Raw genomic sequence first — 17,774 nt, 5'->3', positions numbered from 1 at the left:
TTCATGCCGCACGTGATCACCCAGTCGTGCTGTAGCGACGGGTCCTGCGTCTTCGCCTGCCCGGTGAACTGCATCCACCCCACGCCGGACGAGCCCGGCTTCGCGACGGCGGAGATGCTCTACATCGATCCGGCCGCCTGCGTGGATTGCGGCGCCTGTGTGTCGGCCTGCCCGGTCGGCGCCATCACGACCGTCTCGAAGCTGGATGCCAAGCAACTGCCGTTCATCGAACTCAACGCATCCTTCTATCCGGAGCGGCGGGCCGACGAGAAGGTGCCGCCGATCTCGAAGCTGGCAGCGGTGAGCGACGCGCCGATGATCCGGCCGCGCTCGGGTCCCCTGACCGTGGCCATCGTGGGATCCGGACCGGCCGCCATGTACGCGGCCGACGAGCTGCTGACGCAGCGGGGCGTAAGAGTGAATGTCTTCGAGAAGTTGCCGACGCCCTACGGCCTGGTGCGCGCGGGCGTCGCGCCCGACCACCAGAGCACCAAGCGCGTCACCCGGCTGTTCGACAAGGTGACGCGGCTACCCGGCTTTACGTTCTACCTCAACGTCGACGTCGGTCGGGACGTCAGCCACGCCGAACTGCTGGCGCATCACCACGCGGTGCTCTATGCCGTCGGCGCACCGAACGACCGCAGGCTCGACCTCGAAGGCATCGGCCTGCCCGGCAGCGGCACGGCCACCGAGCTGGTGGCATGGATCAACGGCCATCCCGACTTCACCGACCTTCCCGTCGACCTGAGCCACGACCGGGTAGTCATAATCGGCAACGGGAACGTCGCCCTCGACGTGGCGCGCGTCCTCACCAGCGACCCAGATGATCTGGCCCGCACCGACATCGCCGACCACGCGCTGGCCGCACTGCGCGGATCGCGCGTGCGGGAGGTCGTGATCGCGGCGCGCCGTGGCCCGGCCCATTCGGCGTTCACGCTGCCGGAGTTGATCGGCCTGACCGCGAACCGCGACGTGGTGCTCGGCGCTGACGATCACGAACTCGTCCGACGCGACCTCGCCGTCGAGTCGGATCCGTTGACCCGCAACAAACTCGAGATCCTCGCCAAACTCGACGACGCGTCCGCCCAGACCGGCCGGCCGCGAATTCGGCTGGCGTACAACCTGACTCCGCAGCGCGTGCTCGGTGCGGGTCACGTTGAGGGCGTCGCGTTTACGGTGACCGGCACCGACGCGACGCTGCACCTGGAGGCTGGGCTGTTGCTGACGTCGATCGGCTACCGCGGCAAGCCGATTCAAGATCTGCCGTTCGACGACGACGCCTGCGTGGTGCCCAACGACGGCGGCCGCGTCGTCGACCCAGTGTCGGGCAGCCCCGTGCGCGGCGCCTACGTCGCGGGCTGGATCAAGCGCGGGCCGACCGGTTTCATCGGCACCAACAAGTCGTGCGCCGCGCAGACCGTGCACGAGCTGGTGGCCGACTACAACGACGGCCGGTTGCCGGACCCGGCCGAGAAGCCGGCCGCGCTGGACCGGCTGGTCCGCGACCGTCGGCCCGAGGTGGTCGACGCCGCGGGGTGGAAGGCGATCGACGAGGCGGAGATCTCGCGCGGGGGCGACGACCGGCCGCGCAACAAGTTCACCGCGGTCGACGACATGCTCGCCGTCGCGGCCACCGCACCCACGCCTGCATTGGGGCGCCGCCTGCTCGCGGGGTTGTTCCGCTAGACGGCTGCGCCCTGGGGCTCGTCCTCAGGCACCACTTTCGTGAAATCGACGCGGCTCGCCCTGCTGCTCGCGTATGCAGGTCTGATGGGAGCTGCGGCGTACGTGGGTCGGGTCGGCACGTTGGCGGTCGCGTTGGGGATCGGCGTGGCCGTCGTCAACGGGGCGGGCCTGGCGATAGCGGACACGCCATCGTCGGGGACGTCCACGGAGTCCGACGCGGGATCAGTCCCTTCGAATGCGACCCCGCCGGAAACGGACACCACACCCTCCGTCACCACGGATGGCGTTGCGCCGCAGAACAATCCGACTACCGCCGCCAGCCCGTCGAGCACCGTATCGACGTCCACCGGCGGAACGACCACCGCGGCCGCACCCGGAGTCGTGGTCAGTACGGGCGGCGCCCACTCCGAAGCGCCCAAAGAAGCGGAACCGAACAAAGAGCCAGAGCCCGAAGAGCCCGCAGAGCCCGAGGGGACCCAGGCGCCGACCGCAAGCGCCGAGGTGCCCGCCAAGCCCGTCCCGAAGTCCGACACCGTCAACAAGAACAAGACGGTCGAGGCGGACGACGCTCCGACTCTCACCGCCAAGGTCGACGCCGCCGAGGTCAAGGTCGAGACGGATCCGACGACCGCCGCCACGTCGGCGCCGGAAGTGGTACGCGTCAGTTCCCTTGCCGCACAGACAATGTCATCGACCGCAGCGGTGTCTGCTCTCACTTCAACACCCACGGTCCCGTCGTTGCGGCCATGGCCGACGGCGTTCGACCCGCTCACCGTGGTGACCTATGTGACCGGCCTCGTGTCGAGCTTCGTCAACGCCGTGCTGAGCCCGTTCGCCGCGGGCCTGCCCGCACTGCCCACCGATCCGTCGCCATGGGCGCTCCTGGCGTGGGTGCGTCGCGAGCTGTTCAACGAGTCACCCACCATCACCCCGGTGGTCAACCAACAGCTGAACGGGCTGATCACGGGCAACATCGGCGCGGTCGACCCGGACGGCGACCCGCTGACCTACACCGTCATCGGCAGACCGCACAACGGTGGAACCGTCGAGATCGACGATGACGGCAACTTCACCTACCGGCCCACGAACGCGATGGCCGCGGTGGGTGGCGTCGACCAGTTCACGGTCGTGGTCAGCGACGAGAGCGCCGGCCTGCACGTCCACGGCCCGCTCGGACTGCTGAAGTTCGTCCCGATCCTCGGCAACTTCATCAACCCGGGCGCCGGTGACGCGGTGGCGCAGACGGTCATCGTCAACGTCGACCCGGTGGCCGGCGTCGACCTGTCCTTCCCGAGCAGCTTCCACTGGGGCGTGGCGCATGCCGGCTTCCAGGCCGAGGGTGGTCCCGGTTCGCCCGTGGATCCCAACTCCGATTGGTACAAGTGGGTCCACGACCCGATCAACCAGCTCCTCGGACTGACCCACGGCGTGCCGGAGAACGGTCCGGGCACGTACGTCTCGTATGACGGTGATGCGGCGCTCGCGGAAACCGAGCTCGGCATGAACACGTTCCGGATGAGCATCGAGTGGAGCCGCATCTTCCCCAATTCGACCGCTTCGGTGGACACTACGGATGAGGGCGGTGTCGTCAGCCAGGCCGATCTGGATGCGCTGAACGCGCTGGCCGACCAGGACGAGGTGGCGCACTACCGAGCCGTGTTCCAGTCCCTGCGAGATCATCACCTGGAACCGCTGGTCACGGTGAACCACTTCACCCTGCCCGCGTGGGTGAACGACCCGACCACGACGCGGGTGCTGGCTCAGCTCGGGTTGCCCGCCCCCGCCGCGGGATGGCTGTCGCCGAACACCCCCGTCGAATTCGAGAAGTACGCCGCCTATCTGGCCCACACGTACGGCGACCAGGTGGACAACTGGACGGTGCTCAACGAGCCCGTCCCGCCGGTCCTCACCCAGTTCTTGGCCGTGCCCACCCTCGTCCCGAACTGGCCACCCGGCCTCATCCGGCCCGACCTCGCCTCGACGTTCCTGGTCAACGAGGCCAAGGGCTACGTTGCCGCCTACGACGCAATTCACCTGTGGGACAACAAGATCGCCACGCCAGGCCAACCCGCCGCGTTCGTCGGATTCGCCAACAACATGATTCCGGCACGCCCCGCCAACCCGGTCAACCCGCTGGACGTTCAGGCGGCCGACGCGTGGAACGACTTCTACAACCGCTGGTTCCCGAACGCGGTGATCGACGGCTGGGTGGACGCCAACCTGGACGGCGTCAAGACGGCCGACGAGATCCACCTGGACTTCGTCGACAAGGCCGACTTCCTCGGCGTGCAGTACTACGGGTCAGCAGAGATGCAGGGTCTCGGCGTCGCGCCGATTCCGGGGTTCCCGTGGTTTCAAGGCCTGCCCGGCCGGTGCACGCCGTCGCCCACGTGTAGCGACTTCAACCAGCCCACCGACCCCGGCGGCTTCCGCGAGGTCCTCGAAGTCGCAGCGTCGTACGGAAAGCCGTTGTGGGTCACCGAGAATGGCATCGCCGATGCCGATGATTCCAAGCGGCCGTCGTACATCGTCAACCACATTGCGGTCGTGCAAGACCTGATCAGGCACGACAACATGGACATCCGCGGCTACACCTACTGGTCGTTCGTCGACAACCTGGAATGGGCCGACGGCTACCACCTTCGATTCGGCCTCTACGGGTCCGACCCGACGACGCCGGAACTGGAGCGCACGCCCAAGCCGGCGAGCATCGCGGCCATCAGCGCGATCACGACGGCGAACGGGTTGCCTACCGGACTGTTGGAGACCTACATCCCCGGCGCGACGGTCTAACCGCACGCGGCGCTGATTGCCGCCGTGTCCCAGTAGAACGGGCGGACGTCGACGATACGGTCGTCCACGACCCGAATCGTCTGCAGGATCGGGAAGTCGAGTTCCTTCCCGGTGGCGCGGGCACGCGCGTGGACCTGGGTCCGAACCACGGCGGTGTCCGTCGTCGACAGAAATTCTTGTTCGACCATCTCGAACTCCGCCCACGTCCGGCTCATCGCGATGAAGAACCGTTCCATTCCGTCGTGGCCCCGCCAGGTTCCGCCGTAGGGCAACCCGACGGCCTGATGCAGCACGACGTCGGGCGCGAAGTATGGCGCGAGAGTCGCGAAGCTGGCAGTGCCAGGACCTCCGGCTGCGAGGTAGTCACGCTCGGCGGCATACATCGAGCGCAGGACGCCCGCTGTGTCGTTGGATGTCGTCGTCACACTTCGTAGACGCCGGCCGAACACCGGATGTGAGAAACGCGACGAGGGGGACTCACTGCGGCCAGGACCGACGCTCGGTCCGCTCGGTGCGTTCCTCCCGCTGACCGGCGTGGGTCTGGCCCGGCCGGAATTCGGGCAGACCGGGTGGCGGCACGGGCTGAGTGGGGGAGTTCTGCGCCGCGGCGGACTGGTCGTATTGGCCTTGCTGGGCAAGGAAATCGGCGTAGTCGCCGGACTGGGATGCGCGCGGCGCGTGGCTCCCCGTCGCCGCTGCTTGCGCCCCGCGGGACGCGTGCCCGTAGCCGTGCTCCGCAGTTGCCTGCGGCGTCGACGCCTGCGCCTGCTGGCCGTAGTACTGCCGGACGGCCTGGTTGTAGTAGTCGACGTAGGCGTCGTAGCCGGACATCTCGGGGTTTCCCGCGGCCGCTTGCCGCCAGAACACCAGCGCCGCGATCGCCGCCGCGGCTTGCACGGCGTTGAGCGCCGCGATCACCGTCAGCGGCCACTCCGCTTGCGCCGTCAGGACGACGTCCGACAAGGCGTCCAGGAAGCCCATCGCGGCCAACGCCGCAGTCACGAGGGTCTGGGGATGCTGTCTGGGCAGCAGGCTGAACGCGGCGCACAGCGCGGCCAGCGCGGCGAAGCGGACGCTCCATCCGGTGCCGCCGCCGTCGGCGACCGGACCGAAGCTGGCCCCGTACGCGGCCAGACCCAGCACGGCGACCGCGATGAATAGGCGTCGGGGCAACCGATTCTCGGCGTCCGACCGTGCCGAGCGCTCGGTCGGCGTCGAGCGGTAGACGTGATTTCCCGGTGTGTAGACCACGATCACTCCTGCGCTTCGCAGATCCCCCGAGGGGGCACGACGGTCCACGCTAGCGCACCGCCGGCGCCCATCAGTCGGTGCTGCGGGCAGAGGCTCTGATGTAGCGCATCTCCTCGTCGGTGGCGACCATGGTGACGGTCGCCGACCCCGCCCGCGTGCTGACGTTGACGATGGCGTTCTCCAGCGAGATCAATTCGAGGGCGACGTCGGCGTTCGGCGTCACCGCGGTATTCGGCGGCGAAACCACGATGCTGGTGACTCCCGCGCGGACCGTTGACTCGACCACGCCGTCGAACACCTCCACCGAATAGTCGCGGTCCGCGCTCGCCTGGATGGCGCCGCGATTGAACTCCGCCACCCACAGCAGATCCTGGCGGCCGACCTGTTCGACCATGTCGCGCCACACCGCCGGACGCCGGGTGTGCACCAGCACCCGCGCCCCGAGCGCCAGCGAGCGCAACACCGCCTGCTGAGCCAGATGCAGTGTGCCGCAGATCTCGACGCGTCCGACGTGCGGGCCGAACAGCGGCACCGCGACCGCCCGGCCCTCGTCGTCGGCGCCGACCACCTGCCCGCACCCCGATGCGGGCACGGCCAGCTCGTGCCGATCGGACTCGCGCCCACGGTAGGCCCAGAACCCGACGGGGCGAGTGGGCCGCGGAATGGGCAACGTGCACGCCAGCGCCGAGAACTGAAGTCCCCGCAAGTGGATGAGGCCGGGCAGACGAACCGGAACATTGACATCGCTGTCGAAACGGGCGAGGCCGCGGATCTTGATCAGGTCGTCTCGACCATCTTCGCGCAGCGACAGGCACACCGTCGTCGAATAACTGGGAATGGTCCACAGCACGCCGAGTCCCGCCGTGGTGAGCATCTCGGGCTCAATTGCGAAGCTGCACAGCCGGAAGTGACCCTCCCGGCACGTTTCCCACGTCTCCTCGACGGCACCGAGGGCGACACCGTCGCTGAGCTGGTTGGTGGCATGGGCGATGCCGCTCGCGGTGAGAATCCGCGGCCGAAGGCCCGCCTCGGTCAGCCGGTTGGCGACCCGCCGGGTGGCGGTGGTGGCGGCGCGCAGGATGCCCTCGCGTCCGCCGCCGCGCCGCCGAACCGCCTCGGCGCACTGCGAGGGATCGAAACGCACCGCGATCCACACGGTGCGCTGCGCGATGGCAGGCAGCGGTCCGAGGACGGCGTCGTACACGGCGGCGACGTCGGTCCGGCCGTGTGATCGGGCGCCCTGGCTGATGATGTCGATGGAGTCGAGCGTGATGTCGAACTGCCGAAGGCACTCGATCAGCGCCGCCACGGGCACCATGTCGCCCGACACCGTCGTGCCCGGTTCCATGACCGTCATCGCCTGCGGGTTCTCATCGATCTGGATCAGCGACAGCAGTGTGGTGCCGTCCCAGCGGAATCCGATCTGCTCTCCGTCGGACGCCGCTGCGTCGAACGGATCGGCAGGCGCGGGCGTACCGCCCCGTCGGCGCCTGTCCCACAGATAGCCCACCCGCAGGCCGACCAGCCCCGGCAGCGTCGTGCCGCGCGCCCGTGTGACGAGAAGCAGGGCCGCGGCAAGGCCGGCGACGCCGCCATGCCAGCCAGGCGCGCCGAGGTAGAGCGCCAGGCCCACGCCTACTGCCACCACGACTTCGAGCACCAGCAAATCGGTCAACGGCAGGAACCGCTGCGGGCCGATGGCCGTGGTCGTACGTAGCTGGCCGGACTCTCGAGGCACGCTTCGCAATGCCCGTGACGGGCGACGTCTGCTGCGAGAAGGAGTCGACATAGTATTTGCTGGGAAGAACACTGGCACAGCGTGATTCACTTGACGTGCTATACCCTACGGTGCACCGCCTCTGCCCGACGTCGATGGGAGCGGCCATGCCGGCGCAAGTCACCACGCGCGCGCAGGTCAACGGCTACCGGTTTCTGATCCGGCGCCTCGAGCACGCGCTCATCCGCGGTGACTCGCGGATGATCCACGACCCCATGCGCGGGCAGATGCGGGCGTTGATGGTTGGCCTGGTGATCGCGGTTCTCATCACCGGCGCGTGCGGTGTGCTCGCGTTCTTCAAACCCGCACCCAACCTCGGCGACGCGCAAATCGTGCTGAGCAAGTCCAGTGGCGCGCCGTTCGTCCGCATCGGCGATCGCGTGCACCCCGTGCTCAACCTCGCCTCGGCGCGGCTCATCGTCGGCAAGAACGACAGCCCCAAGGCAGTCGACGAGAAGTTCCTCAACGCGCTACCGCGTGGCCCGATGGTGGGCATCGTCGGCGCGCCGACCAGCATCCAGGGTCCAGACGACATCGCGACGTCGTCGTGGACGGTCTGCGACACCCTCGAAATACCCGATGCCACGCAGACCACCGGCGGGACCAGTCTGCAAACCACGGTGCTCGCCAACGACCCCGTGCTGTCCGGCGACATCCGGGCCGCCGACCCGGCGCAAGCGATCCTCGCCGAGGTCAGCGGCACCACCTATCTCATCTACGACGGCGTCCGCGCGCCCATCGATCTGTCAGATGTCGTGGTGGTCAACGGACTTCACCTCCAGGGTGCGCCGCTGCGGCCCGTCTCGCTGGGGTTCCTCAATGCGTTGCCGCTTGTCAACCCGATCACGCCGGTGGTCATCGACGGGGTGGGGGAGCCCAGCCCGGTGGTCGGGGCGGACTACCCGACCGGATCGATCGTCAAGACTACCGACTCCCGAGGGGAGCAGCTCTACGTCGTCCTGCGTGACGGCTTGCAACCCATCTCGCCGGCCACCGCCGACATCATCATGTACGGCGCATCGGACGCCCTCCGCATGTCGGCACGTGACATCGCCCCCGCTGTCGTGGCGGGAACGCCGATCGTGCACCGGCTGTCGGTCGATCACTATCCGACGGTTTCGCCGCAGATCGTGCCCACCAATCCGGACCGGGTGGCGTGCATGGGCTGGCAGCGCCCCAACACCGCGGCGCAGGCGGGTGTCCGGTTGCTCGTCGGGCACCGGTTGCCCGTGCCCGACGGATCCCAGTCGGTGCCGCTCGCGAACGCCGACGGCAGCGGCCCCAGGTTGGACTCGGTGTATCTGACGCCGGGCAGCGGGGAGTACGTCGAAGCCACCGGTGTCGAACCCGACAGCCAGTCGACGGGCCAGCTGTTCTATGTCTCCGATACCGGATTGCGTTATCACGTCAAGGATTACCCGACCGCCGACGCGCTCGGCGTGACGGGGGTGAAGACGTCCGACGGGCCGACGAGCGCTCCGCAGCGGGCGCCGTGGCCGGTGCTGTCGTTGCTACCCGCCGGGCCGGAGCTGTCGCAGGAGGCGGCGCTGGTCGCGCACGACGGTGTGGCCGCGGACCCCGACAGCGTCGGCGTGCAGCCGCCGCAGCGTTAGAGATCTCGGCAGGATTGCGCCGATATCTGCACACCCGTCGTGCCGGCGGGCCGTTACGCGACGCTGACGCAGAAGTCGGCGCAATCCTCTCGAGTTCTGCACGAGTGTCGTTCCGCAGCGTTAGATTCGCAGTTCGCGGAAGAACGCGAAGAGCCGAATGATCCAGAAGCACAGCGGGAACAGTGACGCGACCGCGATGTACTCGAGGATCTCGACCCGGCGCCGCATGACCGGAGAGAACTCCCGCCGCGGGGCGACCAGTCCGCAAGCGACGACGAGCGCCATCAGCAGGACCAGCGCCACCACGGAGCGGATCTGCCAATCGTCGACGTGGACCGCGGTCTTCACGATGACGGCAACGGCGATCACCAACCCACTGCCGATGAGGGTCGCCGACTGCACCAGGTCGTGATGGCCGCGCCCGCGCAGGCACAACACGGTCGCCACAGCGACCGCGAAAACCGTGCCTTGCCAGAAGAATCCGTTGTCGACGTCGACGGCCAGATAACTGCCGACGACGGCGGACAAGGCAGCCGCGACGAGTATCCCGGTGAGGTACTCATTGGCGCGCCGGACCCGTCTGGTCAGGCCTTCCTCGGTCGGGATGATCTGCTTGCCGACCGCGTTGACGCCCTCGACGGTGGTCCCGCCCTGCGTTTCGATGTCGTCGAGCGGCTCGCCCGCGGTGGGCACCCGCGGGATCGGGAGCTTCGACAACAGGATCGTCACGCGCGGCGCCAGGTAGACGACGATGATCGACACCGTGGCCAGGACCGCCCCCACCGTCCGCGGCGGAAGTTGCCACAGCAAAGTCGCCAATGCGGCGGTGCCGCCGAGCGTGCACACCGCGATCACCCCGGTGTGCAGCGCCCGGCCAGCCCCCGAAATGAGCAGCACCAGCAGGGAGCTCAGCGCGGTGAGCGCGAATGCCATCGGCAGTGACGTCGCGCCGAACCCGTCGGGCACCACGTAGAGAGCACCGGCGAACAGCAGGGGCGTGGCCACGGCGGCGACCCACGCCGACCGCGCCGCGGTGGTGGGCCGGTAGGCCACGACGCAGGCGAACGCCACGCCGAGAACCCCAAGGGCGAGCACCGCGGCGGGCACCAACGGATCGCCTGCCCAGCGCGGCAGCAGCCCGGCCAGGGTGATCGTGGCGGCCAACCCGACACCGAAACACGTCAGTTCGGCTGCATCGCGGGTGGGGCGCCTGCCTGCGCTGGCGTCGTCGACGTCGTCGAACAGCAGCGGGCTGACTGGCCTGGCGGCCTCCTGGATCATCAACAGGTCGCCGTCGTAGATACCCGCTTCGCTCAGCGAGCGGTGCGGGTCGATCGGGTCGCCCCCCAATCGGGCCAGGGTCCACTTGCCGACGGTGTCGTCGAACTGCTCATCGGTGGCGAGGCCCCGCGCAGCGATCTGCTCGTTCGCGATGTCGATGACGTCGTCGACGAACTCTTCGATGCCAACGTTCGCGGGCAGACCGACGTCGATGCTGAGACCGCCGACCACCAGGGTCAGACGGCTCAGCTCGTGTTCGGACTCGGCATCGGGATCGAGGTCCGGAACCGACCGCGGTACAGTCAAACCGAGTCAGCCTCCTGCGCAAAGGGATTGCCCGGCATTGACCATACCTAGTCAATACCCAGTGCGGCCGAGGCGTTGGTTCACGGCGTCGAGGAGCTAACCGGTGAGCACTCAGGGATTCGTGCGCCGCCTGCGAATAGTGCCGCCGCGGATGCCTGGTGGCGAAGTCAACCTCCAAGCGCCGCCCGAGGTTCCGCGGGCCATCCCCGGCAACATGCTGATGCGGCTGATGCCGTTCGTCATGATCGTCGCGGTCGTCGGCATGATCGCGCTGATGGTCACCGTCGGTGGCCGGGACATGGCGAAGAATCCGATGTTCCTGATCTTCCCGATGATGATGGTCATGTCGATGGCCGGCATGTTCGCCGGCGGCGCCGGGCGGACCGGCAAGGCCGCCGCCGAACTCAACGAGGAACGCAAGGACTACTTCAGTTACCTGGCGAACCTGCGCGACGAGGCCGACGAGACGGGCGCGCAGCAGCGCACCGCCCTGGAGTGGAGTCACCCCGACCCGCGGGCGCTGGCCGACGTGGTGGGCACCCGCCGCATGTGGGAACGACGGCCGACGGACGCCGACTACTGCCACGTCCGCGTCGGCATCGGCACCCATCGGCTCGCGACACGGCTGCTCGCCCCCGAGACCGGTCCACCCGAGGACCTGGAACCGGTGTCGACGGTTGCGCTGCGCCGGTTCGTCAACACCCACTCGGTGGTGCACGCGCTGCCCACCGGCGTATCGCTGCGGGCGTTTCCGACCATCACGTTCGATGGCGAGCGAAAGCTGGTGCAGCAGTTGGTCCGATCGATGGTGCTGGAGCTGTGCACCTTCCACGGACCCGACCACGTGCAGGTCGCGGTCGTGACGGCCAACCCCGATGGTGAGAACTGGAGTTGGGTCAAGTGGCTGCCGCATGCCCAGCACGCCGCGGTCCGCGACGGGATGGGGTCGATGCGGCTGCTGTTCCCGACGCTGGAACTGATGGAGACGTCGCTGGGTCCCGAGCTCGCCGAGCGGGGCCGCTTCAGCCGCAACGCCCAGCCGAATCAGGGCCAGAAGCAACTGGTCGTGGTGCTCGACGACGGGCACGTCACCGGTGACGAGCGCCTGGTGACCGACGCCGGCCTGGACGGCGTGACGCTGCTCGACCTCAACGGCCCGCGCGACGGCGCGACGGCACGGCGGAGTCTGCAACTGGTGGTGGACCGCGACGACGTCGCCGCCCGCACCGCTGCGGGCGTCGAACGGTTCGCCACCCCCGACGCGATCACGATCGCGGAGGCGAGCGCCACCGCGCGCCGCATCGGACGGTTCCGGCCCGCCAATGCCGCCCACATCGTCAGCCTGGAAGCCGACTCGCGACCCGTCGACCCCGGCTTGATGGCGCTGCTGAAGATTCCCGACGCCGCGGAAATCGACCCGGCGCGGGTGTGGCGGCCGCGGACACCGCGCGAACGGCTCAGGGTGCCGATCGGCACCACACCCAACGGTCAGCCGCTCGAACTCGACATCAAGGAGTCCGCTGAGGGCGGCATGGGTCCGCACGGATTGTGCATCGGCGCAACGGGATCGGGGAAGTCGGAATTCCTCCGCACGTTGGTCCTGTCGATGATCACCTCCCATTCGCCGGAGGCGCTCAACCTGGTGCTGGTGGACTTCAAGGGCGGTGCGACGTTTCTCGGGCTCGACGGTGCCGCGCACATCGCGGCCATCATCACCAATCTCGAAGACGAACTCACCATGGTCGACCGGATGCGCGACGCGCTCGCCGGCGAGATGAACCGGCGCCAGGAACTGCTGCGCTCCGCGGGCAACTTCCCGAACGTCACCGAGTACGAGCGCGCCCGCGCCGGGGGTGCCGACCTCGATCCACTGCCTGCGCTGTTCATCGTCGTCGACGAGTTTTCCGAGTTGCTCTCGCAGAAGCCGGATTTCGCGGAGCTGTTCGTGATGATCGGTCGTCTTGGCCGATCCCTGCACATCCACTTGCTGCTGGCCTCGCAGCGGCTCGAGGAAGGCAAGCTGCGCGGCCTGGATTCGCACCTGTCCTACCGGATCGGTCTCAAGACGTTCTCGGCGGGCGAGTCGCGCAGCGTGCTCGGTGTGCCCGACGCCTACCACCTGCCCAGCGTTCCCGGCTCCGCATTCTTGAAATGCGATGCCTCGGAACCGATTCGGTTCAATACCAGCTACGTCTCCGGCGAGTACGTCAAACCGAGGGCGGCGGTGCGGGCCGGGCGGTCCACGGCGCTGGGTGCGCTGGCGCCCAAGCTCTTCACCGCCACGCCGGTCAAGAAGGACGTCGCACCGGCATCTCCCGCCGCCCTGCCGGTAAGTGAGCCGGAGGCGGCTCCCGCAGCGCCCAAGTCCACCAAGACCACGTTGCTCGACGTCGTGCTGAGCCGCTTGCGTGGGCACGGGCGGCCCGCACACGAGGTGTGGCTGCCGCCGTTGGACGAGAGTCCCGCCATCAACGACCTGTTGCCAGACCCGGATTGGGCGGCGCCGCAGAACGTCAACGGCCAGTTGTGGATGCCGATGGGCGTGGTGGACCGGCCCTACGACCAGCGCCGCGACATGCTGGTGGTGGATCTGGCTGGCGCGCAAGGCAATGTGGCGGTCGTCGGTGGACCGCAATCGGGCAAGTCGACGACGTTGCGCTCACTGATCCTGGCGGCTGCCGCCACTCACACGCCGGAGCAGCTGCAGTTCTACTGCCTGGACTTCGGCGGCGGCACCTTGGCCAGTCTCGCGAAGCTGCCGCACGTGGGTGGCGTGGCCGGTCGGATGGATTCCGACGCCATCCGGCGCACCGTTGCCGAAGTGGCGGGGGTGCTGCGCGCCCGCGAGCAGCGCTTCCGTGACCTCGGTATCGAATCGATGCGCGACTTCAGGCAGCGCAAGGCACATCTGGCCACGCTTGCCCCCGAGGTGGCCGCGCAGGATCCGTTGAGCCGGGACAACTTTGGCGACGTCGTTCTCGTCGTCGACGGGTGGGCCTCGATCAGGAGCGACTTCGAGATCCTCGACCCGGTGCTGCAGTCGCTGGCGATTCAGGGCCTGTCCTACGGGATACACCTGGCGATCTCGGCTTCTCGGTGGATGGAGATCCGTCCGGCCGTCAAGGACATGCTCGGCACCCGGATCGAGCTGCGGCTCGGCGATCCGATCGACAGCGAGGTGGGTCGTCGGTCCGCGGAGATGGTCCCCATCGGCCGGCCAGGTCGGGGCATCAACTCCGAGAAGCTGCACATCCTCATCGCGTTGCCGCGGCTGGACTCCAGCTCCGCCGTCGAGGACCTACCGGCCGGGGTGGCGAACGCGGTCGAGGCGGTGCGGGCCCACTACGGCGAACGGGAGGCGCCGCGGGTGCGGATGCTGCCGCACGAGGTGGACCGTGCCGCGGTGGTCAGTGCGGCACGGGACGCCGGGATGCTGACCAAGTCGCGCATCGCGATCGGCATCAACGAGGACGAATTGGCGCCCGTCGTACTGGATTTCGACGCTCAACCGCACCTCGTCGCGTTCGCCGACGGTGAATGTGGCAAGACCGGACTGCTGCGCAACATCGCCGCGGGCGTGATGGAGACCGCCACGCCCGCAGAAGCCAAGATCATCCTGGTCGACTTCCGCCGGTCGATGTTGGGCGTCGTCGACGACGAATACCTCGGCGGTTACGCCACCACGCCCCAGTCGTGCGGCGACCTGATGTCGGCATTGGCAGGGGCGCTCAAGGAGCGGCTGCCGTCCAACGACATCACCCAGCAGCAACTCAAGGAGCGGTCGTGGTGGTCGGGTCCGGAGTTGTTCGTCATGATCGACGACTACGACCTCATCGGCGGCGGCTCCCTCAACCATCCGCTGGGCCCGCTCGTCGAGTATCTGCCTCAGGCGCGCGACATCGGCCTGCGCGTCATCGTCACCCGGCGCAGCGGTGGCGCGGGTAGAGCGATGATGGATCCGATCATCGGCCGCCTGAAGGACTTGTCCTGCAACGGTTTGGTGATGAGCGGCAGCAAGGAGGAAGGCGGCCTCTTCGGTGGCTACAAGGCCAGCGCGATGCCGCCGGGACGCGGGATGCTGATCTCGCGCACCGTGAAGAGCGGCGTCATCCAGCTGTCGAGGATGCCCGACCTGTGACCGGTGTGGAGGAGCTCCGACAGGTTCGGGTGGTGTCGGCCGCACCCGATCGGATACGGGTGTCGGTGCTCGGCGGACGCACCCAGCTCGACGTCGCGCTGCCCGCCGACGTCCCGGTCGCCGCCTTCGTGCCGGAGCTCGCGCGGTTGATCGATTCGCGCGAAAGGCAACCCGACGGCAACGCGACCGACCGCGATGAACGCCGCTCCTTCTGGGTGCTCGGCCGGGTCGACGGCGATGCCGAGCTGGCGCCCGACGAGACACTGCGCGCCGCGGGCATCGTCGACGGCGACGTGCTGCGCCTGTCGCCGCGACGCGCGTTGTCACCACCACCGCTCTACGACGACGTGGTCGACGCCACCGCTCGGCTCAACAGGGCGGCGTATGCGGCCTGGAACGCGACCGCGGCCGGCGTGATGGCCATCGCCGGGTTGTGGCTGTGTGCGGCGGCGTGGGTGTTCGTCCTCCTGGCCGACGCGTTGTCCGAACACCGGTTTGCGGTCGTCGCCGGTGCGGCATTCACGGCGGTTGCGTTGTTCGGTGGCGCGGTGCTCGTGCACCGGTTCGTTCGCCCGACCGTAGAGCGCGAGATACCCGGAATCGGCACCGCGATCGGTCTCCCGACGATCGTGCTGAGCGCGGGGCTCGGTTGGGTGCTGGCGGCCCCATACGGCGCCTACGGTGTCACCGTCGCTTGCGCGATTTTGCTCGTGCTGGCCGTGACGTACCACCGGATGATCGGCTCCGCGCAGTGGGTATCCGCCGCTGCCGCCGTCGCGTTCGCGTTCGGTGGTCTCGCGTTCCTTGGCCGTGCACTTGGCCAGGACGTCGGGGTCCTGGCCACGTCCGCGGCCACCGTTGCGGCACTGGGCTGCTTGGCCGTTCCCACTCTGACCGCACGGCTGGGCCGATCTCCGACGCCGACCGCCGAGTCCGGCGCCGTGCTGCGAGACCGCGCTCTCGAGGACCCGTTCACCGCCGCGGGGGCCGAGACCATGCCCGGTGCCGCAATGCCGAGCGCCGAACAGGTCTGGGCCCGGGTGCGTTCGGCCGCACTGGTCCGGGCAGGCATGCTGACGGGGTTGGCTGCAGTGGTCGTGGTTGGTGCGGTGATGCTCGTGCACACCAGCCCTGGGTGGCCTGCGCTGACGTTCGCCCTGCTGTGCGCGGGGATCCTGGCCCTGCGCAGCCGCCGGGCCCCCACCGTGGCCGAGCGTGCCGCCCTCGCAGCACCGGCGACGGCGCTGGCGGTGATCGCCTGTCTACGAGTGCAATCCGGCGCCGCGCCGTTGCCGCTGGCAGGAGTCGGTGTGCTGGCGGCGATCGCCGTGGCTGCCTCGGCGGCCGGGCTCATCGTCACCGGTGGCCGTCAGCTCCGGTGGGTGTCGATCGCCGCGGCGTATCTGGACTACGTGACGGTAGCGGCGCTGCTGCCCTTGGCATTCTGGCCACTCGGGCTCTACGACCGGTTGGGCTTCTGATGATCGGTGCGCGGCGTCTTGCAGCGCTGGCGGGCACGGTGCTGTTGGCCGCCGTCACCGTCGGAGCGCCGCCGCCCGCCGCTGCGATCACGAAACCGGTGGTCGACCCTGGCCCGCCACCCAGCGGTGCCGTCGGCCCGCCGGAACCGACTGAACTGAAGGCGATCTGCGGAATACCGACCGGAGTGCTGCCCGCAACCGACTTCGCGAAACAGACCAGCGCCGACGCGATGCTCGAGTACCGCTCGGCGTGGCGGTTCTCGCGCGGCGGGGGACAGAAGGTCGCGGTGATCGATACGGGCGTCAACCGGCATCCCCGGTTGCGCGCGTTGGAGGGCGGTGGCGACTACGTCTCGGACACCGACGGATTGGCGGACTGCGACGCGCACGGCACGCTGGTGGCCGGGCTGATCGCGGGCGCGCCGTCGGACGCGGACGGCTTCGCCGGGGTGGCTCCTGACGCGACGATCTTGTCGATTCGGCAGAACAGCGGGGTCTTCGGGATCCGTGGCGCCGGTGGCGGCCAGGACGACGATCCCAACGCGACCTCGCCCGGTTACGGCAGCACCGAAACCCTGGCACTCGCGATCACCAGGGCAGTCGATCTCGGGGCGACCGTGATCAACCTGTCGGAGGTTGCCTGCGCTCCGGTGGCAGCCGGGATGGACGACGCGGCGCTGGGGCGCGCCGTGCGATATGCGTTCGACCGCAACGTCGTCGTGGTCGCGGCGGCCGGCAACTTCAACAAGCAGAACATGTGCAACACCCAGAACGCGATGACCGACCCCAACCAGCCGCTCGACGCCGGCTGGAGCACCGTGCGCACCATCGCCAGCCCGGCATGGTTCGACGACTACGTGCTGACCGTCGGCGCGGTGACCACGTCGGCGGCGCCCGCCGAATTCAGCCTGCACGGGCCGTGGGTCGGCGTCGCGGCCCCAGGCGAGCGGGTCACGTCGCTGGACGCCAACGGCCCCGGTCTGATCAACGGTCAACTCACCCAGCAGGGTCTGGCTCCGCTCAACGGGACCAGCTTCGCGGCACCACTCGTCTCCGGCGTCGCCGCCCTCGTCAGATCGCGCTTCCCCGCGCTGACCGCAGGGCAGGTCATCGATCTGATCAAGCGAACCGCACGGACCCCGGGGGCGGGACCCAATCAGGCCACGGGATACGGGGTGGTGGATCCGGTCGCGGCGCTGACCTACCAATTGGCGCCGGTCGAGAGTGGCCAACCCGTCGATGCGGGGACTCCGATCAGCGGACCACCCCGCCCGGATCCCGGCAACGTGCGCGCCCGCAAGATCGTCCTCGCCGTCACCGGCGCCAGCCTTGCGCTGATGGCGGCGGTCGCTGCCATCGCGGCGGCACGGCGACGCGTCCGATGAGCGACTACGTACGATCGGACACGGAACTCAGCGCACGATCGCGAGGGAGAACGATGCCGCAGG

Annotated in this window: 10 protein-coding genes; 6 read left to right on the top strand and 4 right to left on the bottom strand. The window is 68.7% G+C overall.

The window, feature by feature from the left end; genetic code table 11:
* Positions 1-3 precede the first annotated feature (3 nt).
* The gene (locus N536_RS0107430; RefSeq protein WP_029113034.1) at positions 4-1,686 is read left to right on the top strand and encodes an FAD-dependent oxidoreductase; all 1,683 of its coding nucleotides are present in this window, start codon (positions 4-6) and stop codon (positions 1,684-1,686) included.
* A 39-nt stretch (positions 1,687-1,725) separates the two neighbouring features.
* Positions 1,726-4,479 carry a family 1 glycosylhydrolase gene (locus tag N536_RS0107425; protein ID WP_231514448.1) on the top strand — a complete coding sequence of 918 codons (2,754 nt, stop codon included), beginning with the start codon at positions 1,726-1,728 and terminating at the stop codon, positions 4,477-4,479.
* Here the strand turns inward: N536_RS0107425 and N536_RS0107420 are convergent.
* Genes N536_RS0107420 through eccE form a run of 3 tightly spaced genes read right to left on the bottom strand, consistent with a single transcriptional unit; the run spans position 4,476 to position 7,468 of the window.
* A complete protein-coding gene (locus N536_RS0107420) occupies positions 4,476-4,904 on the bottom strand; it encodes a nuclear transport factor 2 family protein (RefSeq protein ID WP_029113032.1) in 429 nt (142 codons plus the stop codon). The genes N536_RS0107425 and N536_RS0107420 overlap by 4 nt on opposite strands.
* Before the next feature lie 52 nt (positions 4,905-4,956).
* Positions 4,957-5,778 carry a DUF5336 domain-containing protein gene (locus N536_RS37700; RefSeq protein ID WP_155948484.1) on the bottom strand — a complete coding sequence of 274 codons (822 nt, stop codon included), beginning with the start codon at positions 5,776-5,778 and terminating at the stop codon, positions 4,957-4,959.
* Between the two features lie 22 nt (positions 5,779-5,800).
* On the bottom strand, positions 5,801-7,468 hold the full coding sequence (eccE, locus tag N536_RS0107410; protein ID WP_231514447.1) for a type VII secretion protein EccE: 1,668 nt from the start codon (positions 7,466-7,468) through the stop codon (positions 5,801-5,803).
* 146 nt (positions 7,469-7,614) lie between these two features.
* Here eccE and eccB point away from each other — a divergent pair, with 146 nt between their 5' ends.
* Positions 7,615-9,120 (top strand): type VII secretion protein EccB, encoded by a 1,506-nt coding sequence (eccB, locus tag N536_RS0107405; RefSeq protein ID WP_029113030.1) that lies wholly within the window; start codon positions 7,615-7,617, stop codon positions 9,118-9,120.
* A 120-nt stretch (positions 9,121-9,240) separates the two neighbouring features.
* Here the strand turns inward: eccB and eccD (N536_RS0107400) are convergent, their stop codons facing one another.
* On the bottom strand, positions 9,241-10,707 hold the full coding sequence (eccD, locus tag N536_RS0107400) for a type VII secretion integral membrane protein EccD (protein WP_029113029.1): 1,467 nt from the start codon (positions 10,705-10,707) through the stop codon (positions 9,241-9,243).
* Between the two features lie 103 nt (positions 10,708-10,810).
* On the opposite strand from eccD (N536_RS0107400), the gene N536_RS0107395 reads away from it, so the two are divergent.
* From N536_RS0107395 to mycP, 3 genes are read left to right on the top strand one after another with little or no spacing between them, the layout of a single operon-like run.
* Entirely contained in the window at positions 10,811-14,845 is a 4,035-nt protein-coding gene (locus N536_RS0107395; protein WP_029113028.1) for a type VII secretion protein EccC, read from the top strand.
* Positions 14,842-16,326 (top strand): type VII secretion integral membrane protein EccD, encoded by a 1,485-nt coding sequence (eccD, locus tag N536_RS0107390; protein WP_036435734.1) that lies wholly within the window; start codon positions 14,842-14,844, stop codon positions 16,324-16,326. The genes N536_RS0107395 and eccD (N536_RS0107390) overlap by 4 nt, the downstream gene beginning before the upstream one ends.
* Positions 16,326-17,711, top strand: coding sequence for a type VII secretion-associated serine protease mycosin (mycP, locus tag N536_RS42900; RefSeq protein ID WP_029113026.1), 1,386 nt, complete (start codon positions 16,326-16,328; stop codon positions 17,709-17,711). Before eccD (N536_RS0107390) ends, mycP begins: the two co-directional genes overlap by 1 nt.
* Positions 17,712-17,774: the final 63 nt, after the last annotated feature.

Origin of the sequence: Mycobacterium sp. URHB0044, assembly GCF_000620625.1 — a bacterium.
Lineage (GTDB): Bacteria > Actinomycetota > Actinomycetes > Mycobacteriales > Mycobacteriaceae > Mycobacterium.
This window is presented reverse-complemented; position numbering and strand designations above follow the sequence as displayed.